General features: G+C 71.0%; 19 protein-coding genes and 1 pseudogene. 16 read left to right on the top strand and 4 right to left on the bottom strand.

Annotated elements, in window-relative coordinates; genetic code table 11:
- The first annotated feature begins 76 nt into the window (after nucleotides 1-76).
- The 14 genes and pseudogenes from PG878_RS17695 to PG878_RS17630 all read left to right on the top strand — a co-directional run bounded on the left by PG878_RS17695 (nucleotide 77) and on the right by PG878_RS17630 (nucleotide 15,060).
- Entirely contained in the window at nucleotides 77-1,972 is a 1,896-nt protein-coding gene (locus PG878_RS17695) for a S8 family peptidase (RefSeq protein WP_209032427.1), read from the top strand.
- A gap of 281 nt (nucleotides 1,973-2,253) precedes the next feature.
- Complete coding sequence (gene gspE, locus PG878_RS17690) at nucleotides 2,254-3,984, top strand: type II secretion system ATPase GspE (protein WP_209032426.1); 1,731 nt, start codon at nucleotides 2,254-2,256, stop codon at nucleotides 3,982-3,984.
- Nucleotides 3,985-4,117: 133 nt separating this feature from the next.
- Nucleotides 4,118-5,332 (top strand): type II secretion system protein XpsF, encoded by a 1,215-nt coding sequence (gene xpsF, locus PG878_RS17685; protein WP_209032425.1) that lies wholly within the window; start codon nucleotides 4,118-4,120, stop codon nucleotides 5,330-5,332.
- Between the two features lie 552 nt (nucleotides 5,333-5,884).
- The gene (gspG, locus tag PG878_RS17680) at nucleotides 5,885-6,322 is read left to right on the top strand and encodes a type II secretion system major pseudopilin GspG (RefSeq protein ID WP_209032424.1); all 438 of its coding nucleotides are present in this window, start codon (nucleotides 5,885-5,887) and stop codon (nucleotides 6,320-6,322) included.
- A gap of 78 nt (nucleotides 6,323-6,400) precedes the next feature.
- A complete protein-coding gene (gene xpsH / locus PG878_RS17675) occupies nucleotides 6,401-6,850 on the top strand; it encodes a type II secretion system protein XpsH (RefSeq protein WP_244672741.1) in 450 nt (149 codons plus the stop codon).
- Nucleotides 6,847-7,263, top strand: a complete 417-nt coding sequence (gene xpsI, locus PG878_RS17670; RefSeq protein WP_017913116.1) for a type II secretion system protein XpsI — start codon at nucleotides 6,847-6,849, stop codon at nucleotides 7,261-7,263. Before xpsH ends, xpsI begins: the two co-directional genes overlap by 4 nt.
- Nucleotides 7,260-7,913, top strand: coding sequence for a type II secretion system protein J (locus tag PG878_RS17665; protein ID WP_209032422.1), 654 nt, complete (start codon nucleotides 7,260-7,262; stop codon nucleotides 7,911-7,913). The genes xpsI and PG878_RS17665 overlap by 4 nt, the downstream gene beginning before the upstream one ends.
- Nucleotides 7,910-8,767 carry a type II secretion system minor pseudopilin gene (locus tag PG878_RS17660; protein ID WP_209032421.1) on the top strand — a complete coding sequence of 286 codons (858 nt, stop codon included), beginning with the start codon at nucleotides 7,910-7,912 and terminating at the stop codon, nucleotides 8,765-8,767. Before PG878_RS17665 ends, PG878_RS17660 begins: the two co-directional genes overlap by 4 nt.
- Nucleotides 8,764-9,888, top strand: coding sequence for a PilN domain-containing protein (locus PG878_RS17655; protein WP_104609552.1), 1,125 nt, complete (start codon nucleotides 8,764-8,766; stop codon nucleotides 9,886-9,888). Before PG878_RS17660 ends, PG878_RS17655 begins: the two co-directional genes overlap by 4 nt.
- Nucleotides 9,869-10,507 (top strand): annotated as a pseudogene (gene gspM, locus PG878_RS17650) (type II secretion system protein GspM); the annotation flags it as partial. The gene PG878_RS17655 and the pseudogene gspM, both read left to right, overlap by 20 nt.
- A 181-nt stretch (nucleotides 10,508-10,688) precedes the next feature.
- On the top strand, nucleotides 10,689-11,465 hold the full coding sequence (gene xpsN / locus PG878_RS17645) for a type II secretion system protein XpsN (RefSeq protein ID WP_209032419.1): 777 nt from the start codon (nucleotides 10,689-10,691) through the stop codon (nucleotides 11,463-11,465).
- Nucleotides 11,466-11,476: 11 nt separating this feature from the next.
- On the top strand, nucleotides 11,477-13,771 hold the full coding sequence (gspD, locus tag PG878_RS17640; RefSeq protein ID WP_209032418.1) for a type II secretion system secretin GspD: 2,295 nt from the start codon (nucleotides 11,477-11,479) through the stop codon (nucleotides 13,769-13,771).
- A 4-nt stretch (nucleotides 13,772-13,775) separates the two neighbouring features.
- A complete protein-coding gene (locus PG878_RS17635) occupies nucleotides 13,776-14,609 on the top strand; it encodes a glycosyltransferase (RefSeq protein ID WP_209032417.1) in 834 nt (277 codons plus the stop codon).
- On the top strand, nucleotides 14,590-15,060 hold the full coding sequence (locus tag PG878_RS17630) for a hypothetical protein (protein WP_311185983.1): 471 nt from the start codon (nucleotides 14,590-14,592) through the stop codon (nucleotides 15,058-15,060). Before PG878_RS17635 ends, PG878_RS17630 begins: the two co-directional genes overlap by 20 nt.
- Before the next feature lie 191 nt (nucleotides 15,061-15,251).
- Here the strand turns inward: PG878_RS17630 and PG878_RS17625 are convergent, their stop codons facing one another.
- The 4 genes from PG878_RS17625 to PG878_RS17610 all read right to left on the bottom strand — a co-directional run bounded on the left by PG878_RS17625 (nucleotide 15,252) and on the right by PG878_RS17610 (nucleotide 20,700).
- Entirely contained in the window at nucleotides 15,252-15,989 is a 738-nt protein-coding gene (locus PG878_RS17625; RefSeq protein ID WP_209032415.1) for a UTRA domain-containing protein, read from the bottom strand.
- Between the two features lie 152 nt (nucleotides 15,990-16,141).
- Complete coding sequence (gene pnuC, locus PG878_RS17620) at nucleotides 16,142-16,714, bottom strand: nicotinamide riboside transporter PnuC (protein ID WP_209032414.1); 573 nt, start codon at nucleotides 16,712-16,714, stop codon at nucleotides 16,142-16,144.
- A gap of 549 nt (nucleotides 16,715-17,263) precedes the next feature.
- Nucleotides 17,264-19,444 carry a TonB-dependent siderophore receptor gene (locus tag PG878_RS17615; protein WP_209032413.1) on the bottom strand — a complete coding sequence of 727 codons (2,181 nt, stop codon included), beginning with the start codon at nucleotides 19,442-19,444 and terminating at the stop codon, nucleotides 17,264-17,266.
- Between the two features lie 107 nt (nucleotides 19,445-19,551).
- Nucleotides 19,552-20,700, bottom strand: a complete 1,149-nt coding sequence (locus PG878_RS17610) for a phosphotransferase enzyme family protein (RefSeq protein ID WP_209032412.1) — start codon at nucleotides 20,698-20,700, stop codon at nucleotides 19,552-19,554.
- A gap of 433 nt (nucleotides 20,701-21,133) precedes the next feature.
- Between PG878_RS17610 and PG878_RS17605 the strand changes: the two genes are divergently transcribed.
- Complete coding sequence (locus PG878_RS17605; protein WP_209032411.1) at nucleotides 21,134-21,979, top strand: glycosyltransferase family 2 protein; 846 nt, start codon at nucleotides 21,134-21,136, stop codon at nucleotides 21,977-21,979.
- 153 nt (nucleotides 21,980-22,132) lie between these two features.
- Nucleotides 22,133-23,083 (top strand): hypothetical protein, encoded by a 951-nt coding sequence (locus tag PG878_RS17600; RefSeq protein ID WP_209032410.1) that lies wholly within the window; start codon nucleotides 22,133-22,135, stop codon nucleotides 23,081-23,083.
- The last annotated feature ends 1 nt before the right edge of the window (nucleotide 23,084 follow it).

The raw sequence follows: 23,084 nt of genomic DNA, 5'->3' as shown, positions 1-23,084 counted from the left end.
CCAACGGATTCGGAAAAAGGGAGTTTTACGGCCGCAACTGTCGCCTGATCCACGAAACTTTGAAGAGGACGTCAACGTGATCGACAAGCAAAACCTTCGTATCAATGCCATCGCCGCCGCCATGCTGGCGATGTCGCTGGGAGCCTCGAGCGCGATCGCGGCGGGCGCTTCGGCACCGCTGCCGGTCAAGGAACCTGGCACCTCCGCGCCGGCCGATGCGGTGACCTCCAACCGCATCCTGGTGCGCTACAACGCCGGCAGCGCCGCGGCCAGCGACCGCAGCGCCAAGCTGTCGGCAGTGCAGTCGGCGGTGGGCCGCGCCAGCCTCGGCGGCGGCAACGGCATCTCGCGCGCGGCCGCGGCCAGCGTGCGCGCCGAGTACGTGCGCACCCTGGGCATCGGTGCGGACCTGATCCGCCTGACCGGCAAGCTGAGCAAGGCCGACCTGGACAAGGTGGTGGCGGAGATCGCCGCCGACCCGGCGGTGAAGTACGCGCAGGTCGACGCCAAGCTGCGCCCGGTCGAGGTGCTGCGGGCCAAGGCGCAGGTGCAGCCGCAGTTCGTGCCCAACGATCCGCTGTACGCGCAGTACCAGTGGCACTACAGCAACGCCAACGGCGGCATCAACGCGCCGGCCGCGTGGGACGTGTCCAAGGGCGACGGCGTGGTGGTGGCGGTGCTCGACACCGGCATCCTGCCGAACCACCCGGACGTGGCGGTGAACCTGCTGCAGGGCTATGACTTCATCTCCGACAAGGAGGTTTCGCGGCGTGCGACCGACGACCGCGTGCCGGGTGCGCTGGACTACGGCGACTGGGTCGAGAACGACAACGAGTGCTACGCCGGCTCCGTCGCCGACGACAGTTCCTGGCACGGCAGCCACGTCGCCGGCACCGTCGCCGAGGCGACCAACAACGGCGTCGGCATGGCCGGCGTGGCGCCCAACGCCACGGTGTTGCCGGTGCGCGTGCTCGGCAAGTGCGGCGGCTACACCTCCGACATCGCCGACGCCATCATCTGGGCCTCGGGCGGCACCGTGTCCGGCGTGCCGGCCAACCAGAACCCGGCCGAGGTCATCAACATGAGCCTGGGCGGCGGCGGCGCCTGCGACAGCGTCACCCAGGACGCGATCAACGGCGCGGTCTCGCGCGGCACCACGGTGGTGGTGGCCGCCGGCAACAACACCGCCAATGCCGCCAACTTCAGCCCGGCCAGCTGCGACAACGTGATCGCGGTCGGTGCCACCCGCATCACCGGCGGCATCACCTACTACTCCAACTACGGCGCCAAGGTGGACCTGTCCGGTCCGGGCGGCGGCGGCAGCGTCGACGGCAACCCGGGCGGCTATGTCTGGCAGAACGGCTACACCGGCGCGACCACGCCGACCTCCGGCAACTACACCTACATGGGCATGGGCGGCACCTCGATGGCCTCGCCGCACGTGGCCGCGGTGGCGGCGCTGGTGCAGAGCGCGCTGATCGCCGCGGGCAAGGCGCCGCTGACCCCGGCCGCGCTGGAGACCCTGCTCAAGCAGACCGCGCGTCCGTTCCCGGTGTCGATCCCGTCCAGCACCCCGATCGGCACCGGCATCGTCGATGCCAAGGCCGCGCTGGACAAGGCGCTGGAAGAGCCGTGCGATCCGGCCACCGAGCAGTGCGCGCCGACGGCGACCGCCCTGACCAACAAGGTGGCGGTGGCGGGCCTGGCCGGCGCCGCCGGCAACGAGGCGCTGTACAGCTTCGAGGCCAAGGCCGGCGCGGTGCTGAGCTTCCTCACCTACGGCGGCAGCGGCAACGTGTCGATGTACGTGAGCTTCGGCAAGGAGCCGGGCACCGGCAACGCCGACGCCAAGTCCACCCGTCCGGGCAACAACGAGACGGTGCGCTTCACCGCGCCGCAGGCCGGCACCTACTACATCAAGCTGGTCGGCGAGAGCACCTACAGCGGCGTCAGCCTGGTCGCGCGCCAGTAAGCGCACGCGGCGCAGGGAGGCGCCATGGTGTCCCAGGAAACCCGGCTGCGGCCGGGTTTCCTGCGTCTGGGGGCAGCGCCGTATCGGCCTGTGCCGCGACCGCTGCAGCGCGCAACGCAACTGCCCACTATGTCCTGTCAGGATGTCAGGTCGATGACCGGGTCGGGCCCGCCGGTGCCGGTCCGCTGGCCGCCCGGTAGACAGCGGCGGGGGAGTGCGCCGGATTCGGCGTCGGGTCATGCCGAACTGCTAAAGTCGCACGGTCATCTGGGAGGGATCGCGTGAATGCGCTCGTGAAGGACACTGCCGTCGCCGTGGAGACGCCCGAAACCCGCATCATCGCGGCGTTGCTGGCCAAGGGCCGGCTCAAGGACGGCGACCTGGCGCGCGCGCGGCAACTGCAGCGCGAGTCCGGCGGCAGCCTGTTGGCGCTGCTGGCACGCCTGGGCCTGGTCTCCGAGCGCGACCATGCCGAGGTCAGCGCCGAAGTGCTGGGTCTGCCCCTGCTCGACGCCAAGCAGTTGCCGGCCACCGCGCCGGAGAGCCTGCCCGAGGCGCAACCGCTGTCGCTGCGTTTCCTCAAGCAATTCCATGTCTGTCCACTGGGCGAACGCGACGGCGTGCTGGAACTGTGGATGGCCGATCCGCACGACGCCTATGCCGCCGACGCGGTGCGCCTGGCCACCGGCCTGCAGGTGCTGCCGCGGGTCGGCCTGCGCTCGGAGATCGACGACCTGATCGAGCGCTGGTTCGGCCAGGGCCGCAGCGCGATGGGCGCGATCGTGGAAACCGCCGACGGCGACAGCGTGGCCGCCGACGACATCGAGCACCTGCGCGACCTGGCCTCCGAGGCACCGGTGATCCGCCTGGTCAACCTGGTGATCCAGCGCGCGGTGGAACTGCGCGCCTCGGACATCCACATCGAACCCTTCGAGAGCCGGCTGAAGGTGCGCTACCGCGTCGACGGCGTGCTGATCGACGGCGAGAGTCCGCCGGCCAACCTGACCGCGGCGGTGATCAGCCGCGTCAAGATCATGGCCAAGCTCAACATCGCCGAGCGCCGCCTGCCGCAGGACGGCCGCATCATGCTGCGCGTGCAGGGCAAGGAGCTGGACCTGCGCGTGAGCACCGTGCCCACCGCGCACGGCGAGAGCGTGGTGATGCGCCTGCTCGACCGCGAGACCGTGGTGTTCGACTTCCACCGGCTCGGCTTCACCGACGCGTTCCTGCCGCAGTTCCGCAAGGTGCTGGAGCAGCCGCACGGCATCCTGCTGGTCACCGGCCCCACCGGCTCGGGCAAGACCACCACGCTGTACACCGCGCTGAGCCAGCTCAACACCGCCGACGTCAAGATCATCACCGTCGAGGACCCGGTCGAATACCAGATCGAGGGCATCAACCAGATCCAGGCCAAGCCGCAGATCGGCCTGGATTTCTCGCATGCGCTGCGCAGCATCGTGCGCCAGGACCCGGACATCATCATGATCGGCGAAATGCGCGACCTGGAGACGGCGCGCATCGCCATCCAGTCCGCGCTGACCGGCCACCTGGTGCTGTCCACCCTGCACACCAACAACGCCGCCGGCGGCATCACCCGCCTGCTCGACATGGGCGTGGAGGACTACCTGCTGACCTCCACCATCAACGGCATCCTCGCCCAGCGCCTGGTGCGGCGGCTGGAGCCGACCCATGCCGAGCGCTATGCGGCCTCGCCGGAGGAGATCGAGAAGTTCGAACTGCGCCGGCTGCAGCCGGAAGGCGAGATCTTCCTGTACCGCCCGCGGCCCTCGGCGATCGCGCCGACCGGCTACGTCGGCCGCACCACCATCATGGAATTCCTGGTGATGAACGACGTGCTGCGGCGTGCGGTGATGCGCCATGCCGGCATGGGCGAGATCGAGCAACTGGCGCGCGAGGCCGGCATGCGCACCATGTACGAGGACGGCCTGGCCAAGGCGCTCAGCGGCCAGACCACGATCGAGGAAGTGCTGCGCGTGACGGAGGAAACCTGATGCGCTCGGCGTGCGCTCCGGCGATGGCAGCCTGTCGCTGCGCCCTGCGCCGGCGGTCCGCGCTCGGGAACGCATGGACCGCGCATGACGCGCGTTCCCATTCCCGATTCCCCATTCCCCACTCCCAGCCCTAATGCCCCTGTACCGCTACAAGGCCCTGGACTCGCATGGCGAGGTCCTGGAAGGGCAGATGGAAGCCGCCAGCGAGGCGGACGTCGCGCTGCGCCTGCAGGAGCAGGGGCACATGCCGATGCAGGCCAAGCTGGCGGCCGAGGGCGGCGGCACCTCGCTGCGCGGGCTGTTCCGGCCCAAGCCGTTCGACGGCGCGGCGCTGGTGCAGTTCACCCAGCAACTGGCGACCCTGCTCGGCGCCGGCCAGCCGCTGGACCGCGCGCTGTCGATCCTGCTCGAACTGCCCGAGGACGAGCGCTCCAAGCGCACCGTCGGCGACATCCGCGACGCGGTGCGCGGCGGTGCGCCGCTGTCCACCGCGCTGGAGCGCCAGCATGGGTTGTTCTCGCGCCTGTACATCAACATGGTGCGCGCCGGCGAGGCCGGCGGCAGCCTGCACGACACCCTGCAGCGCCTGGCCGAGTATCTGGAGCGCAGCCGCGAACTGCGCGGGCGCGTGATCAACGCGCTGATCTATCCGGCGATCCTGGTCAGCGTGGTCGGCTGCGCGCTGCTGTTCCTGCTCGGCTACGTGGTGCCGCAGTTCGCGCAGATGTACGAGAGCCTGGACGTGGCCCTGCCGTGGTTCACCCAGGCGGTGCTGAGCGTGGGCCTGTTCGTGCGCGACTGGTGGATCGTGCTGCTGGTGGTGCCCGGCGTGACCGTCCTGGCGGTGGACCGCAAGCGCCGCGACCCAGCGTTCCGCGCCAGCTTCGATGCCTGGCTGCTGCGCCAGCGCTTCGTCGGCGTACTGATTTCGCGGCTGGAGACCGCGCGCCTGACGCGCACGCTGGGCACCCTGCTGCGCAACGGCGTGCCGCTGCTGGCGGCGCTGGGCATTTCCCGCAACGTGCTGTCGAACCTGGCGCTGACCGCCGACGTCGGCGCCGCCGCCGACGACGTCAAGAACGGCCACGGGCTGTCGGCGTCGCTGTCCAAGGGCAAGCGCTTCCCGCGCCTGGCGTTGCAGATGATCCAGGTCGGCGAGGAATCCGGCGCGCTCGACATCATGCTGCTGAAGACCGCCGACACCTTCGAACAGGAAACCGCCCAGGCCATCGACCGCCTGCTGGCCGCGATGGTGCCGGCGATCACCCTGGTCCTGGCCTCGGTGGTCGGCCTGGTGATCATCTCCGTCCTCGTCCCGCTCTACGACCTCACCAATGCGATTGGGTGAGGCGCCACGCTTATGCGCCATGGCGCATGTGGCGCCGAACGCCCGGCCAGGGATGGCCGGGCCGGTGGTTCCGGCGCTCGTGATGCTGCGCCATGGATGGCCGCGCAGGCGCGTCGCGCAGCGGACGAACGAATCGAAAGAGGCCATGCGCGTGCGAACCAACGGTTCGCGCATGGCCGAACGCCCGGCCATGGATGGCCGGGCCGGTCTGTCCGGCGCCGGCAATGCGACGCCATGGACGGCAGCCGCCTTGCCTGGTACGTCCGCGCGCTGCGCCATGGCGCATGTGGCGCCGCGCGCCCGGCCTCGGCCGAGCCTCAGGCGGTCGTCGCGGACTGTGACGCCGCGCGTGTCCGTCCGGGAACCTTCCGCCGCCGCCCCTGTCCCATTGCCAGCGGCGCCGCGCGCGCCGGCCGTGCGTGCGCGCGGCACGGATCCTCCGCCGCCAGGTGTGACGGCGTGCGTGACGCGCCGCTGTACCGCCGGCCGGCCCCGGCTGCCATCGTCACCGTGTTCGGCTACATAGGTCTTCCACCGCAAGGATCCGATGCAATGCGCACTCTAAGCCGCTCCCTGACCCGTTCCCCGTCCGCCGCACGCCAGGCGGGCATGAGCCTGCTGGAAATCATCATCGTCATCGTGCTGATCGGCGCGGTGCTGACCCTGGTCGGCAGCCGCGTGCTCGGCGGCGCCGACCGCGGCAAGGCCAACCTGGCCAAGTCGCAGATCCAGACCCTGGCCGGCAAGGTCGACAACTACCAGCTCGACACCGGCAAGCTGCCGTCCAAGCTCGACGACCTGGTCACCGCGCCGGGCGGCGTCAGCGGCTGGCTCGGCCCGTACGCCAAGCCCGCGGAACTGAACGACCCCTGGGGCCACCCGATCGAGTACAAGGTGCCCGGCGACGGCCGCCCGTTCGACCTGATCAGCCTCGGCAAGGACGGCCAGCCCGGCGGCAGCAGTTACGACGCCGACATCAAGTACGAGTGATCCGGCGCCGTGATCCGGGCCCCTGCCGGCGCGCTGCGCTTCGGCGCGCCGGCGTGCGCGCCGGCCGCGCGTGCGCGCATGCGCGGCGTGTCGCTGCTGGAGATGCTGCTGGTGGTGGGCCTGATCGCGATCGCCGCGCTGCTGGCGGCCTCGGTGCTGACCGGCGGCATCGACGGCATGCGCCTGCGCTCAGCGGCCAAGGAGATCGCCTCGCAACTGCGCTACACCCGCACCCAGGCGATCGCCAGCGGCCAGCCGCAGCGGTTCCTGATCGATCCGCAGGCGCACCGCTGGCAGGCGCCCAATGGCCGCCACGGCGAGATCCCGCCGTCGCTGACGATCCGCTTCACCGGCGCGCGCCAGGCGCAGCGCCGCGACGGCGAGGGCGCGATCCAGTTCTTCGAGGACGGCGCCTCCAGCGGTGGGCGCATCGAGCTGCAGGCGCGCCAGGCGCGCTGGCGCATCGACGTGACCTGGCTGACCGGCGAAGTCACGGTGGGGCGTGCGCCGGAGCAGGCGGGTTCATGAACCGCCAGCGCGGCTACACGCTGATCGAGGTGATCGTGGCGTTCGCGCTGCTGGCGCTGGCGCTGACCCTGCTGCTCGGCTCGCTGTCCGGCGCTGCGCGCCAGGTGCAGCGCGCCGATCAACTCAGCCGCGCCACCCTGTACGCACAGTCGCTGCTGGCGGCGCAGGGCGTGGAGCAGCCGCTGCAACCGGGACGCAGCCAGGGCACCCTGGACCAGGGCCGCTACCGCTGGACCCTGGACGTGGCGCCCTACGCCGACCCGCGGCGGCCGCCCGACGCCGCGGTGACGCCCGGCGCACCGACCTTGCTGCAACTGACCCTGCAGGTGCGTTGGGGCGATACGCCGGCGCAGGCGCTGCAGTGGAAGACCCTGCGCCTGGTCGCTCCGCAAGGCAACGGGGTGCCGCAATGACCATGCGCGCGCCGCAGCGCGCCACCGCGCGCGGCTTCACCCTGATCGAAGTGCTGCTGGCCACGGTGCTGCTGGTCGGCGGCCTGACCCTGGCCTTCGCCACGCTGCGTTCGGCGATGGCGATCAGCGGCCGCGGTGAGGCGATCGCCGGGCGCAGCGAACGCATGCGCGCGGTCGAGGGTTTCCTGCGCCGGCGCCTGAGCGGCGCGCAATCGCTGCCGCTGGACATCGACACGCACACCCTGCAGCCGGTGCGCTTCGTCGGCGAACCGCAGCGCATGCAGTTCGTGGCCGATCTGCCCGAGTACCTCGGCCGCGGCGGTCCCTACCTGCACGACCTGCGGGTCAGCGGCGAGGGCGACCATCGGCAACTGGCGATCGCGCTGGTGCAGGTGCAGGCCGGCAAGCAACTGGTCGAGACCCCGCCGCGTCCGCCCGAGCCGCTGGCGCGCGACCTGCGCGAGGTGCGTTTCCGCTACCGCGGCCTGGATCCGGAGCGCGGCACCATCGGCCCCTGGCAGGAGCGCTGGGAGCGCACCGATACGCTGCCGCTGCTGGTCTCGATCGAACTGCGCAGCGGCGACGGCGTGGCATGGCCGCCGCTGGTGGTGGCGCTGCGCCAGGCCGGTGGCGCGGAGATGCGGCAATGAGCGCGGCACGTCGCCACCGCGGCGCCGCGCTGGTGCTGGTGCTGTGGCTGATCGCGCTGCTGACCGCGTTGATCGGCGCCTTCGCGCTGACCGCGCGCACCGAGAACCTGCAGGGCAAGGTGCTGGGCGACGGCGCCGAGGCGCAGGAGCGCGCCCGCGCCGGCCTGGAATACGCGCTGACCCGGCTCGCCGGCACCCCCACCCAGCCGGGCTGGCGCGCCGACGGGCGGCGCTACCGCTGGCAATACGAGGGCGCCACGGTCGACCTGCGGGTCACCGACGAGAGCGGCAAGGTCGATCTGAACATGGCCGATGCGCAGTTACTGGCGGCGCTGGTGCGCGCGGTCGGCGAGGATCCGCAGCGCGCCGAACGCATCGCCGCGGCGATCGTGGACTGGCGCGATCCGGACAACCTGACCCAGCCCAACGGCGCCGAGGATCCGGACTATGCCGCCGCCGGTCTGCCCTACGGCGCCAAGGATGCGCCGTTCGAAAGCCTGGCCGAGCTGCAACTGGTGCTGGGGATGGATCCGGAGCTGTACGCCAAGCTGCTGCCCAACCTGACCCTGTACGGCGGGGTGTCGCGGCCGACGCCGGATTTCGCGCCGGGACCGGTGCTGACCGCGCTGGGCCTGGACGCGCAGCAGGTGCTGGCGCAGCGCGAACGCACCGACCAGACCCAGCTCGGCATGGTCGGCATGGGCGGTGGCGGCACCTACAGCATCGAAAGCCGGGCGCGGCTGGGCAACGGCCGCGAGGGCGTGTTGCGCGCGGTGGTACGACCAGGCTCGTCGGCGCTGCCGGGCTCCGCCTACACTGTGTTGCGTTGGGAAGAAGGAACGACGGTGCGATGACGGCGTGGCGCGACACGATGGACAAACTTGGCGTACGCATCGCCCCCGGTGCGGGCGGGCTGCTGGCCTGGTGGCAGCGCTCGCTGATGGCGTGGCTGCCGCCGCGCTGGCAACTGCAGCTGGGCTGGTCGCAGGCGCGGCTGCTGCTGTGGCGCGAGGGCGAGCAGCTGATGCTGGCGCGGCAGGTCGAGTCCGAACTGGGCGCGCCGCTGGCGCTGCCGTGGCCGCTGCTGCCCGCCGAACTGGAGGCGCTGCTGGGGCCGCGCCTGGCGGCGTTGCCGCGGGTCTGGCTGCTGCCGGCCGAGGCGGCGCTGCAACGCCGGCTGCGCCTGCCGGCGGCGGCCGCCGAGCACCTACGCGAGGTGGTGAAGTTCGAGATCGACCGGCAGACCCCGTTTCAGGCCGACCAGGTGATCTACGACGTGCGCGCCGACGGCCGCCGCGACGATGCCCAGCTCGACGCCGAACTGGTGGTGGCGCCGCGCCGCGTGCTGGACGACCTGCAGGCCAGCGCCGGTGCGCTGCGCCCGACCCTGGCCGGCATCGACGTCGCCGGCAGCGATGGCGCGCCGCTGGGAGTGAACCTGCTGCCGCAGGAACAGCGCCACCGCCGCGCCGACCCGATGCGGCGCTGGAACGCGATCCTCGCCGCCACCGCGCTGCTGGCGCTGTGTGCGGCCGGCTGGCAGTTGCTGGACAACCGCCGCGATGCGTTGGAGCACCTGCGCACGCAGGTGGACAGCGGCGCGCAGCGCGCACGCGCCGTGGCCGCGCAGCGCCAGCAACTGCTCGATCTGGTCGAAGGCGCCGCGTTCTTCGACCAGTTGCGCGCCGAGCGCCCGGCTTCGGTCGAGGTCTGGAACGAACTGAGCAAGCGCCTGCCGGAGGGCACCTACCTGGAGAAGTTCTCGATCGAGGGCAACCAGTTGCAGTTGATCGGCCTCAGCAGCGAAGCCTCGTCGCTGGTCGGGCGCCTGGAAGGCTCGCCGCTGTGGCGCACGCCCTCGCTGACCGGCGTGCTGCAGGCTGATCCGGGCAGCCACCGCGACCGCTTCACCCTCACCGCCGAGCTGGCCGGCACCAAGCGCAAGGAGGCCGCCGATGCCGGTGCAGGTCGATAAGCGCGACCGCTGGCTGGCGCTGGGCCTGCTGCTGGCGGCGCTGGCGCTGGGCTACCTGGTGCTGGTGCATCCGTGGTGGACCGTGCCGATGCGCGAGGTCGATGCGCAGATCCAGGAACTGCAGCAGCGCGAACTGCGCGTGCGCATGCAGTTGCAGCAGGCGCCGCAGGTGGCGCAACGGCTGCAGCAGGCGCAGCGCGAACTCGCGACGCGCCCTGGTTTCCTGCGCGAGACTTCGGCCGAGCTGGCCTCGGCCGGCCTGGTGCAGCGCCTGGAAAGCGCGGTGGCCACGGCCAGTCCCGGCAACCGCAGTTGCGCCATCAGCAACCGCTCGCCGCTGGCCGCCGACAACCGCAGCGACCGCTTCACCCGCGTCGCGGTGCAGGTGCGCCTGCGCTGCGGCACGCCCGAACTGGCGGCGGTGCTGCATGCGCTGGAGAGCGGCACCCCGGCATTGTTCATCGACAACCTCAACGTGATGGCGCAGCGCTACCAGCTCTCGCCGGGCGAGAGCGGCAACGGCCTGGACGTGGCCTTCGAACTGGCCGGCTACCTGCGCCCGAACGCGATGCCGGCGCCGCCGGCGGCGTCCGCCGGTCCCGATCCGTCTGCCGCGGCGGCCCCCGCCGCGGCGACGCCGGTGATGAACGCCGGCGGTTCCGCCGGTGCCGGGCCGAGCGAGCCGGCGTCCATGCCGCCACCGCCGCCGCCGGGCACGCCCGGCGCGACCAATCCGCCGGGTGCGCCCGGTGCCGCGAATGCCGCACCGGCAGATCTGCCGCAACAGGTGGAGGGCCGCCATGCGAATTGAAGCGATGGGCCTGCGCACCGTGTGGCTGGGCACGCTGGCGCTGTGGGGGCTGCTGGTCTGGGCGCTGGGCCTGGGCGGGCTGGGCGAACGCGTGGCGCCGCTGCCCGACGACCCGTCGATGCTGCAGCGGCTGCCGGGCCTGCCCGCGGCTACCACGCAGCGCCTGGGCGATTTCTCGCAGTACGGCGAGATCGCCGCGCGCCCGGTGTTCGCCGAGGATCGGCGCCCGCATCCGTTCTTCCTCAGCGCCGACAACGGCCAGGCCGCCGCGCCCAATGTGCGCCTGACCGGCGTGCTGCTCACCGACCGCTTCAAGATGGCGACGCTGACCACCGAGCAGGGCGAATCGCTGCGCCTCAAGGAAGGCGGCGACGCCGTGCAGGGCTGGCGGCTGCTGTCGCTGTCGCCGCGGCAGGCCACGGTCAGCGGTTCCGGCGGCACCCAGACCCTGGAATTGAAGGTGTTCGACGGCAAGGGCGGGCAACCGCCGACCGTGCTCGGCCAGGCCGGGCGCGCCGCTGCGCAGGGGCAGATGCCGCCGCCGGCGTCCGCGCCCAATGGTCAGTCCAACGCCAACGCGCCGCGACCGCAGACGCCCTCCGCGTCCAACCCGGTGCCGAACCAGGCGCCGACCCCGAGCGCGCCGCCGCCGTCCTCGCCGGCCCCCTCGTCGGAGCAGTTGCAGGCGATCCGCGAGCGGATCGAAGCGCGGCGCCGGCAATTGCAGCAACAGCGCCAGAACAACCCCTCAGGTCAGAACCCTTGAAGAGTGATCGCATGACGCCGCGTCTGTTTTCCCTGTTCCTCGCCATCGGCCTGGTGGCCGGCTGTGCCACCACGCCTTCGCCGGATGTCCGCCGCGGCGCCGCGATCAACCCCCAGGTCGGCGCGGCCGGCAGCACCCAGACCGACGGCGAGGGCGGCCCGGCCGATCCCAATGCCTTGCCCGAGCGCGCCACCCCGGTGATCCGCCGCGGCAGCGGCACCATGATCAATTCCGCGGCCGCCGCGGCGCCGGCGCCGTCGCTGGGCAACGCCAGCAGCGGCAGCGCCACCTTCAACTTCGAGGGCGAATCGCTGCAGGCGGTGGTCAAGGCCATCCTCGGCGACATGCTCGGGCAGAACTACGTGATCGCGCCGGGCGTGCAGGGCACGGTGACCCTGGCCACGCCCAAGCCGGTGTCGCCGGCGCAGGCGCTGAACCTGCTGGAGATGGTGCTGGGCTGGAACAACGCGCGCATGGTCTATAGCGGCGGCCGCTACAACATCGTCCCCGCCGACCAGGCCCTGGCCGGCACGGTGGCGCCGAGCACCGCCTCGCCGGCCAACGCGCGCGGTTTCGAGGTACGGGTGGTGCCGCTGAAATACATCTCCGCCAGCGAGATGAAGAAGGTGCTGGAGCCATACGCGCGGCCGAACGCCATCGTCGGCATCGACGGCTCGCGCAACGTCATCACCCTGGGCGGCACCCGCGCCGAACTGGAGAACTACCTGCGCACCGTGCAGATCTTCGACGTCGACTGGCTGTCGGGCATGTCGGTGGGCGTGTTCCCGATCCAGTCGGGCAAGGCCGAACAGGTCGCGGCCGACCTGGAGAAGGTGTTCGGCGAGAACAGCAAGACCCCCAGCGCCGGCATGTTCCGCTTCATGCCGCTGGAGAACGCCAACGCGGTGCTGGTGATCACCCCGCAGGCGCGCTACCTGGACCAGATCCAGGAGTGGCTGGACCGCATCGACAGCGCCGGCGGCGGCGCGCGGCTGTTCTCCTACGAACTCAAGTACATCAAGGCCAAGGACCTGGCCGACCGCCTGGCCGAAGTATTCGGCGCCGGCGGCGGCAACCGCGGCGACTCCAACGCCTCGCTGATGCCGGGCTCGCAGATGAGCCAGTTGAACGGCGGCGGCCTGGGTGGCTTCAACGGCAGCGACAGCAGCAGCCTGGGTGGTAGCAGTTTGGGCGGGAGCCTGGGCGGCAGTAGCGACAGCCTGGGCGGCAGCAGCAGCTCTTCCGGCAGCAGCAGCGGCGGCCTCGGTAGCGGCAGCCTGCAGCTGTCGCCTCGCACGTCCGGCAACGGCAGCGTGACCCTGGAAGTGCAGGGCGACAAGGTCGGCGTGTCGGCGGTGGAAGAAACCAACACCTTGCTGGTGCGCTCGACTCCGCAGGCCTGGCGCTCGATCCGCGACGTGGTCGAGAAGCTCGACGTGATGCCGATGCAGGTGCATATCGAGGCGCAGGTGGCGGAGGTCAATCTGAGCGGCGACTTGCAGTACGGCGTCAACTGGTACTTCGAGCAGGCGGTGAATGCGTCATCCACTGCCAACAACATCGGCTTCAGCGGCGGTGGTGCCAACCTGCCCAGCGCGGCTGGCCGCAAGATCTGGGGCGATATTGCCGGTGCCATCACCGGCAGCAGCGGGTTGGGCTGGACCTTCCTCGGCAAGAACGCCGCGGCGGTGATCACTGCGCTGGATAAGGTCACCGACGTCAAGCTGCTGCAGACGCCGTCGGTGTTCGTGCGCAACAACGCCGAGGCCACGCTCAATGTGGGTACGCGCATCCCGATCAATTCGGTCAGCGTCGACACCGGCCTGGGCACCGGCACCACCTACTCGTCGGTGAACTACATCGATACCGGCGTGATCCTGAAGGTGCGGCCGCGCGTGACCAAGGACGGCATGGTGTTCCTGGACATCGTGCAGGAAGTCAGTTCGCCCGGCGCGGCGCCGACCAATTGCAGCACCAACGCCGGGACCAGCACCGCCTGCAACGTGCCGATCAATACGCGACGGGTCAAGACCGAGGCGGCGGTGCAAAGCGGCGACACCATCATGCTGGCCGGTCTGATCAGCGACAGCACCACCGACGGCAGCAACGGCGTGCCGTACCTGAGCAAGCTGCCGGTGGTCGGCGCGCTGTTCGGGCAGAAGACCCAGGACAAGACCCGCCAGGAAGTGATCGTGCTGATCACGCCGTCGATCGTGCGCAACCCGCAGGAAGCGCGCAATCTCACCGATGAGTACGGAGCGAAGTTCAAGGCCATGGAGCCGCTGCCGGCACGCGGCAAGAAGTAAGCGGGTGAGCCTGCCCATCGTGCTGCTGGCGGTCGGCGTCGACGACGTCGCGCTGGACGCCTGCCTGGGCGCGTTGGAAGCGAACACCCCGGCCGGCACCCGCGTGTGGCTGGCCGACGATGCGCAGGCCGGGCCGCGCGGCATCCGGGTGATCGAGGCCTGGCTGGCGCGCACGCGCCTGCAGGCCGACTACACGCGGCGGCCGCGCATGCTCGGCGAGGTCGCGCATGTGGACGAGATGCTGCGCGCCTGCGGCGATGCCGATGTGGCGGTGCTGGCCGCCGACGCGCAGCCGGGGCCGGGCTGGTTGCTGCAGTTGAGCGCCTGCCTGGCGCGCGATGCGGCCATCGCCAGCGCCACGCCGTGGAGCAATGCCGGCGAAGCCTGTGCGTGGCCGCGGCTGGGCGAGATCAATCCGCTACCCGAGGATCCCGAGCGCCTGGCGCGGGCGTGCGCGGCCCTGCCGCCGCTGCATCCGGAACTGCCGTCGGCGGTGTGTCATGCGGTGGTCCTGCGCGGGGTGGCGCGGCAGCGCGCCGGCGGGCTGGACGCCAGCAGCTACGGCTCCTGGTATGCGGCGCTGACCGACCTGTCGCTGCGCATGGCCGGACTCGGCTGGCGCAACGTGCTGTGCGAGACCGCCCATGTCGCGTGCAGCGGCGAAGGCCGCGCCGCCGATGGCGACATGGACGCGCTGGCCACGCGCTGGCCGGCCTGGCACGCGCGCCTGGCCGGCTTCCTGATGCACGATCCGCTGCGCGCCTGCCGCGAGGAGTTGCAGCGCCTGTACGACACGTTGCCGCCACCGGATCCGCAGCGTGCGTTGTTCGATGCGTAGCCTGTCGCCGCCCGATCTGCCGCGTGCTCAGCGCTGGACACAATCCGGCCGCATCTCGCTGTGGCGCTATCTCGAGAACGAGCGCAACTATCCCGGCTGGCATCTCAACGCAGATCCGGCTGGATGCCAGTCGCTGCTGGCGTTGCTTGACGCCTTGGTCGCCGACGGTGTCGGTTCCCGCGCGATTCTCATCACTGCACCGGGCAAGACCGAACTTGGCGTGCCGAACAACCGGCGCGGTCTCGCCGCTTGGGTGGCGCCGGAGAAGCTGCGCCTCACGCTGTCCACGACCGACGATCACTGGTCTTTCCCCTTAGACGCAGAGACGGCTGCACTTGAGATCGGCTCGGCGTGGCTTGCGGCGTTGCGGCAAGGCGTCGCCGGCATTGCGCAGGGGCAGGGCGACTACGCCATCGGCAAGGGAGGCCATCGTCTATGGTTCTGGTGGTGAGGCGGGAATTGCCGAGGTGCGCCTGTTCCAAGGTTGTCGAAGCGTTGCTTGCCGACCCGTCGGCTGGCGCGGCAGGCCGTCATGGCCGACATTGCGACCAGGTCCACCGGCGTCGCCGCGGTGGCTTGGGTGGGAGCGCGTGTGGTCCGCTGCGTCTCCGCCTCACGTCGCAATAGCGAACAAGGCCGGACTCACTCCGGCGGCGCGTAGACCTCCACCGACACTTCCAGCACGTCGTGGCGCCAGGATTCGATGTCGAACTCCACCGCGCGGCCGTCGGCGGCATAGCTGACGCGCTGCAGGCGGAAGCAGGGCGTGCCGGCGGTGGATTGCAGCAGTGCGGCCTGCTCGGCATCGAGCGTGGCCGGATACATCGACAGCCGGCTGCGCGCCTGTCGCAAGCCCAGGCGTTGGGTCAGCACCGCGCTCAGCGAGCCGGCCAGGTCGTGGTCGAGCAGGCGCGGCGCCCACGCGGCCAGGATCGCGTTGGTCTCCAGCAGCACCGCGCGGCGCCCGATCCAGCGCCGGCGCCGCAGCACGAACACCTCGGTCGCGGGATCGTCCAGGTGCAGGTGCCGGGCGAGGGACGGGCCAGCCGGCTGGCGCTGCGCGGCGAGCAGTTCGGTACGCGGGACGCCGCCTTGTGCGGCCACGTACTGCATGAAGCCGGCGATGCTGTTGGGATCGTGACGCACCCGCGGCGCGCTGACGAACCAGCCGCGGCGGTTCTCGCGATAGATGTGCCCGTCCGATTCGAGTTGCTGCAGGGCTTCACGCAAGGTGATGCGGGTGCAGCCGAACAACGCGGCCAGTTCGCGCTCCACCGGCAGGCGCTGGTCGGCGCGCCATTCGCCGGCGGCGATACGCGCCAGCAGCGCATCGGCGATGCGCTGGGCGAAGCCGGCGGCGGTGGCGGTGGGGAAGCTCATGCGATGTTCTGGGCGTGGCGAAGCGTGGCTGACAAGACTACGCTGCCGGCAGGTACGCGGACGATGGGGGCGTGCGATGTGCACGCCGCTTTCCCGTGCCGACCGTACACACGCTCGCACTGCGCGTTCGCGTCACCGGAGGAGTGAGCCACTCAGGCGATGGCACGCACGCGACGCAGATCCGCCTGCCACAGGCGCAGGCCGTACACGGCCAGCACCACGAACCCGGCGTACAGCGCGGCAGTGGGGTACAGCCCCTTGTACACGAACACGCCGACGTAGACGCAGTCCAGCACGATCCACAGGCCCCAGTTGGCGATGCGCTTGCGCGCGGCCCACACGCTGGCGACCACGCTGAACGCCGACAGCGCCGCATCCAGCCACGGCAGCGCGGCATCGGTGTGCCGGTGCATCCACCAGCCCAGCAGCGCCGCGCCGGCGGCGCCGGCCAATAGCGAACGCACGCCTTCGGCCCACGGCAGCGGCCCGACCTGGACCTTGCCGTCGTCGCCCAGGCCGTTGCTCCAACGCCACCAGCCGTAGCCCTGCAGCACCACGTACAGGCCCTGCAGCAGCATGTCCGAATACAGCTTCCACTGATAGAACAGCCACGCGTACAGCAGCACCGCCACCACGTTGACCGGCCAGCACCAGCGCACCCGCCGCGCGGTCAGCCACACCCCCAACACGTTGACCAGCACGGCGAGCAGTTCGAGAGGCGACATGGGGAGAGGCCGGGATTGGGGAGTGGGGATTCGGGATTGGGGGAGGCGCGAGCGCGGTGCATTGCGCGCGTGTCGTAGGAGCGGCTTCAGCCGCGACAGGCGTTACCGGGAAAACCCGTCGCGGCTGAAGCGGCTCCCACAGTGGCTTGCGGCGAGCCTGCCGGGTGCACTGTGGGAGGGACTTCAGTCCCGACGCATTGCGGCATCGGAACGCACGCCACTTCGCGCGTTTCGGCTGCATGACAGTTGATTGCCACAGTGGTCATCGGCGCGGCTGGTGTTCGAAAGGGAGCACGAGTGGATGAAGTCATGGTGGATCCGGAGAACAGGTTCAGGCGTCTTTGCGAGCGAAGAAGACAGTGTTCGTTGAAGGAACAGCGCTTGTCTCACTGTGGGAATCAGCCGCAACCGGTCAGCAATAGCGCGTCGCGGCTGAAGCCGCTCCTACACGGTGGCGCGCCATGTTCCGCTTTTGGCTTTTACCACTCCCGAATCCCGATTCCCCATTCCCGGCTCCTCAACCAATCCCGATTCCCCATTCCCAGCTCCTCAAAAATCGAACTGCAGCGCCAGCCGCGCGGTCCGCGGCGCGCCGAGGAACAGATAATCGTCGCCTTCGTAGGCGCCGACATCGCGCCAGTAGCGCTTGTCGGTGAGGTTGTCCACGCTCAGCCGCAGCGTGGTCGGTACCGCGCCCAGGCGCGTGGCGTAGCGGGCGCCGAGGGTGTAGACGCTGTAGCCGCCGACGGCGACCTGGCCGCTGCGGTCGGCGTACTTGGCGCCGCTGTACTGCGCGCCGCCCAGCAGCGCCAGGCCGCTGACGCCAGGCACGTCCCAGGTGGCCTGGGCGCTGGCGCGCAAGCGCGGCACGTTCAGTGCCTGATGGCCTTCGTCGCCCGGCGTGCCGGTGTCCTCGGCGCGCGCGCGAATGCCGGCGACGCTGGCCTGCAGGTGCAGCCCGGCGCCCAGCGTGCCGGCGGCGGACAGTTCGATGCCGCGGTTGTGCAGGCGGCCCTGCTGCACGAACAGGAAACTGCCGTCGGCCTGCGGCTGCGCGTACTGGTCCGCCTGGCGCATGTCGAACAGTGCCGCGCCCAGGGTCACGCCGTCGCGCTCGTACTTCATGCCGGCCTCGCGCTGGTAGGCGCTGGTCGGCGCGAGGATGCTGTCGGCGTTGCTGGCGAACCACGGCGCGGTGCCGCCCGGGGCCAGGCCCTTGGCGAAGCTGGCATACAGCGACAGCGACGGCTGCAGCTTGAACAGCAGTGCCGCCTGCGGCAGCAGCACCGAGCGGCGCGTGCGTCGGGTCAGCATGCCATCGCGGTCCCAGGCGCGTTCGTCGTAGCGCACCTGGCGTGCGCCCAGCAGCAGTTGCCAGGCATCGCCGATGCCGATGCGGTCGCTGGCCAGCAGCGCGGTCTGTTCGCTGTCCAGGCGCCGGCGCTTGGGGCCGAGCACGGCGTCGGCCGGCGCCAGCAGCGGCGGGTCGGCGTCGATGTTGCCGCTGCCGATCATTTCATTGATCGAACCGTGGCGGTCGATGGTGCGATGCAGGTAATCGACCCCGACCTGGACCTGGTGCTGCAGCACGCCCGTGCTGGCGCTGCCGCTGGCGATCGCCTGCAGTTCGTCGTTGCGACGGCTGTCGGCGGGGCTGCGGTAGTCGTAGATGTCGTAGTCGCCTTCGCGGCTGAAGTGGTTGGGTACCGCGTCGTCGGCACAGCTGGCCGCACCGTAGCAGCCCCAGGCGAAGCTGGAGTAATCGTCGATCAGCGCGCGGCTGTGCGATGCGGCCACGCGCAGGTTCCAGGCGTCGCTGAAGCGGTATTCGTAGCGCGCCTGCGCATTCAGCGCCTCGATGCCGACCGGCCTGGACCAGGGTTGGTAGGCGAGCAGGCGATGCACGGACACCCCGCTCGGCAGCTGCGTGCCGCCGAGCAGTTGATAGCCCGGCACCGAGCGCTGCTGGCGGTCCTGGTACTCCACGTCCAGTTGCAGAGTCGATTGCGGGTCGATGTTCCAGTCCGCGGCCAGCGACAGGAAGTTGCGGTGGCCGTCGGCGTGATCGACATAGCTACGCAAGGTCTCGTGCGCGGCGTTGACGCGCAGGCCGAACTGGCGCTCGCTGCCGAACCAGTCGCCCAGGTCCACCGCCGCGCCTCGGCTGCCGTCGTCGTCGCCGCTCAGCACCAGGCTGCGCACGTGCTGCGGGCGCTTGGTCTGGTAGTCGATCACGCCGGCCGGGGTGGCGATGCCGGACAGCACTCCGGACAGGCCCTTGAGCACCTGCACCTGCTCCTTGTTCTCCAGCGCCACGTTCTGTTCGCCGGCGATGGTCAGGCCGTTGATGCGGTAGCTGTTGGCCGCATCCAGCGAATAGCCGCGCACCAGGAAGTTCTCGTAGTAGCCGATCGGCGCGTAGCTGTCGCCGACCGCGGCGTCGGCGCGCAGCACCTCGCTGAGCACGCGCACCTGGCGGTCGGCCAACTGGCTGCGGTCGATGGTGTCGATCGCCATCGGCGTGTCCAGCAGCGGCGCATCGCCATAGCCGCTCAGGCTGCTGCGGTGCTGCGATTGCCGGCCCTGCACGTTGACCGCGTCCAGTTCGACCGGGGTCTGCGTGTTGGCGGACGGTGCCGCATCGTCGGCGGCCAGGGCCGGCAGCGGCAGGGCGGTGGCCAGCGCCAGCGCGAGGGCGTGCGGAGCGGGGAAACGGCGGGTGGGAAGCATGCGGAACGACCTCGGGCAAGCGAAACGAAAGAGGAGAGAAGCGGCAGCGCCGCGCGCTGTGCGCACGGCAGGCGTGACGGCGGACGTGTCGGTGCGGATGCGACGGTTCATGGCGCGACCGCGGCGCGCCGCTGCAGGTGCCGCAGCAGGCGCTGGCCTTCGCCCTCGCCGAACCAGGCCGCGTGGCCGAGCAGGTAGCGGCGGTAGGCGATCTCGGCGTGCGCGTCCGAGCCGGTGATGCCGGCGAAATACTCGATCTCGCTGAGCGCGAAATCGGCATGCACCAGCGGCAGCAGCGCGGCCAGCAGGCGCAGTTGCGCCGCGTCCAACGGCAGCAGCGTGGCATAGCCGTGCAGCAGCGCATCGAGCTGGTCGAGGTCGGCGACAGCGTTGCCGCCGTCGTCCAGGTGCAGCCACGGAATCAGGTTGCGCTCGATCGCCGTCGCCAGGTCGAACAGGGCGAAGGTGCGGTCGGCAAGACCGAAATCGAATACCGCGCTGACCGTGCTGGCGGCGCCTTGGCCGTGCCACAGCAGGTTGGACGCGTGCCAGTCGCCATGCGTCCACAGCGGCGGCTGCGCCTGCAGCAGCGGCCAGGCCTGCGCGTGCCAGGGCAGCAGGTGCGCGCGCAGGTCGCCCTGCCAGTCGCGTTGTTGCAGCCACTCGGCCAGCGCCGGGCGCCGCGCCAGGTCCTGTTGCAACGCCTGCAGCGGCTGCGGCTGGGCGAACAGGCGCAGGTTGGCGACCAGCAAGGTGGTGCTGCGCGGTGGCGCGGCGTAGCCGGCGGCGCCGCGGTGCAGCGCCGCCAGCGCGCGGCCGGCGGCGGCGGCATGGGCGGTGTCGGCGAACGGCGTCCACGACATCGCCTCGCGATAGCGGTCTTCGCCCGCGCCGGCGCGCATCACCTCGTAGGTCCAATGGCCGCGCCGCACCGCGCTGGCGCCGTCGCGGTCGCGCAGCACCTCCGGCACCGGCATGCCCTGCGCGCGCAGATGGGCGATGAAGGCGTGCTCCTCGCCCAAGGCATGCAGGTCGCGCACGCGGCGGTGGTGGCGCTTGACGAACAGGGTGCCGACGCCGGTCTCGACCTCCGCCGCCGCCGAGAACGGGCGCGGACTATGCCAGCGCAGTCCGTGCAGGTGACCGGGCAAGGCGTACTGCTGCAGCAGCGCTTCCACCTCGCCGTCTGACAGTGGCGGCCAGTCGGCGGCGACGGTCTGCGTGCCCATGCCGTGCATCTGGTGGCGGGCGCTCATGCGCGCACCTCGCTGGGCAGGCGCGACCCAGTGCGCCAGACCAGCCGCCGCATGGCAGGCGCGGCATGCGCGGCGGCACTGCCATTGCGAGTGGTTGGTCTAGACCAGAAGCGGGGAGGCCTGGGGCAGGGCCCGGTCGCGCGATCGGGAGCGGAGAAGCGGGCGCCGCCGGCATCTCGGCATGCGCGCGGGCTCGGGCGGCGCGCGCGGTGTGCGGGGTGGGGCGGCAGCCTGGGACAGGAAACAACGCTGGCCGGCATCTGCACTGGACGAAAGGGAGGACACGGATCGCTCCGTCTCCCATGCGCGCAGGGCCGCAGGCGGCCGCGCAGCGCACGGGGCGCAGAGTATGCGCGGCAATCGCCGCCGCCGCTATGCCTGCCGCGCGCGCAGCGGGCGGCGCATGCGGGGAGACATACGGGATAATCGGCCGATGAGCGAACAGCAGATAGCCGTGGTGGTGGTGACCTACGAGAGCGGCAGCACCATCGACGCCTGTCTGCAGCGGTTGCGCGCGGCGGCCGGAGTGGCGCAGATCCGGGTGGTCGACAACGCCTCGCGCGACGACACCCTGGCACTGGTGCAGCGGCATGCGCTGGACGATGCGCGGGTGCGCTTCATCGCCAACCCCGACAACCCCGGCTTCGCCACCGCCTGCAACCAGGGCGCGGTGGCCAGCGATGCGCCGTGGCTGGCCTTCGTCAATCCCGACCTGATGGTCGAGCCCGACACCCTGGCGCAATTGCGCGCGCAGGCCGCTGCGCTCGGCGAGGCGTTGCTGGGCGTGGAGCAGGTCGACGAACACGGTCGCGCCGACGCCGCAGTGCGGCGCCGCGATCCGGACTTCGCGGCGATGCTGCGGCATCCGCTGGCCGGCTCGCGGCTGGCGCTGGCGGCCGACCCGGCGCAGCCGCTGCAGCCGGTGCCGGCGCTGTCCGGCGCGCTGATGCTGCTGCCGCGCGCGCTGTTCGTGCGCATCGGCGGCTGGGATGCCGGCTACCGGCTGCATGCCGAGGACCTGGACCTGTGCCGCCGGGTACGCCAGGCCGGGGCCACGGTGGCGGTGCTGAACCGCCTGCGCGTGCTGCACGTGCGCGGCGTGTCCAGCCGCAAGCGGCCTTGGTTCGTCGAGTGGCACAAGCACCGCGGGCTGTGGCGCTACTTCCGCAAGTTCGAGGCGCCGACCCGGGCCTGGCCGGTGCGGGCGGCGGTGTGGATGGTGATCTGGCTGCACGCCTGGGTCACCTTCGCCCGTCTGTGCTGGCGCCGTCCAGGCTGAACGAAATCGGCGCGTGCCGCGCGCGCGTGCGGCATGGCAGCATAAATTCGCTATATTGGGAAGTGCGTCACTTAACAAATGACGTGTTCCGCCGATTTCCTCCTGGACCGCGCCTGCTTTCCGGTTCGGGGGACCCCCACCAGGAACTCAACCATGCATGATTTCGACGGCGTGCGTCCGCGCGCCCACGTGGGCGTTTGCGCCTCCGCTGCGTCCATGCCGGCTGCCGGCCGCGCCACGCCTGCGCGCCGCGCGCGGTTGATGCTGGCGCTGCTCGCCCTGGCGGCCGGCCCCTGCTGGGCCAGCGCCTGGGTCGACGAGGCCGGCCACGGGCTGGTGATCCTCAAGGCCAGCCACACCGATGGCGGCGCGGTGTTCAACAGCCACGGCCAGTCCGGCAACTTCCCCGATGCCGGGCGCAGCCGCCAGGACCAGCTCAACCTCTACGGCGAATACGCGCTGACCTCGGACCTGACCCTGGTCGGCAACTTCTATTTCAGCAAGGTCGGCTATCGCAACGACAGCGGCTACGGCGACCGCCACAGCAGCGGCTGGTCGGACCAGGAAATCGGCCTGCGCTACCGGCTCGACCCCGATGGCCGCGACGGCCCCTGGCAGGGCGCGCTGCAGGTGCTGGCGCTGGTGCCCGCCTACGCGCGCCAGCGCGATGGGGAGCGGCCGGCGCTGGGCCAGGGCGACTACGGCGCCGAGCTGCGCTACAGCGTCGGCCGCGGCTACCGCCTGGGCGAGCACGACGGCTATGTGGACCTGGGTACGGCGGTGCGGCTGCGCGGCGGCGACGCCTCCGACGAGGCGCGGCTGGACGTGTCCAGCGGCGTGGCCCTGGCGCCGCGCTGGATGCTGATCGGCGAGTTCAACGTGATCCAGAGCCTGGGCAACGGCAAGGGGCCGAACCGCATCTACGCGCCCGGCGACAACACGCCGATCCGCGGCAACAACTTCGATTTCAGCAAGCTGCAGGCCTCGGTGCTCTACACGCTGCCCGGCGGCACGCAGTTGCAGCTCGGCTACCAACAGCCGGTGGCCGGGCGCAACACCGGCGGCGCGGGCGGTCCGTTCGTCGCCGCCTGGTGGCGGTTCTAGC

Source organism: Xanthomonas hawaiiensis, from assembly GCF_031834635.1.
GTDB lineage: Bacteria > Pseudomonadota > Gammaproteobacteria > Xanthomonadales > Xanthomonadaceae > Xanthomonas_A > Xanthomonas_A sacchari.
This window is presented reverse-complemented; position numbering and strand designations above follow the sequence as displayed.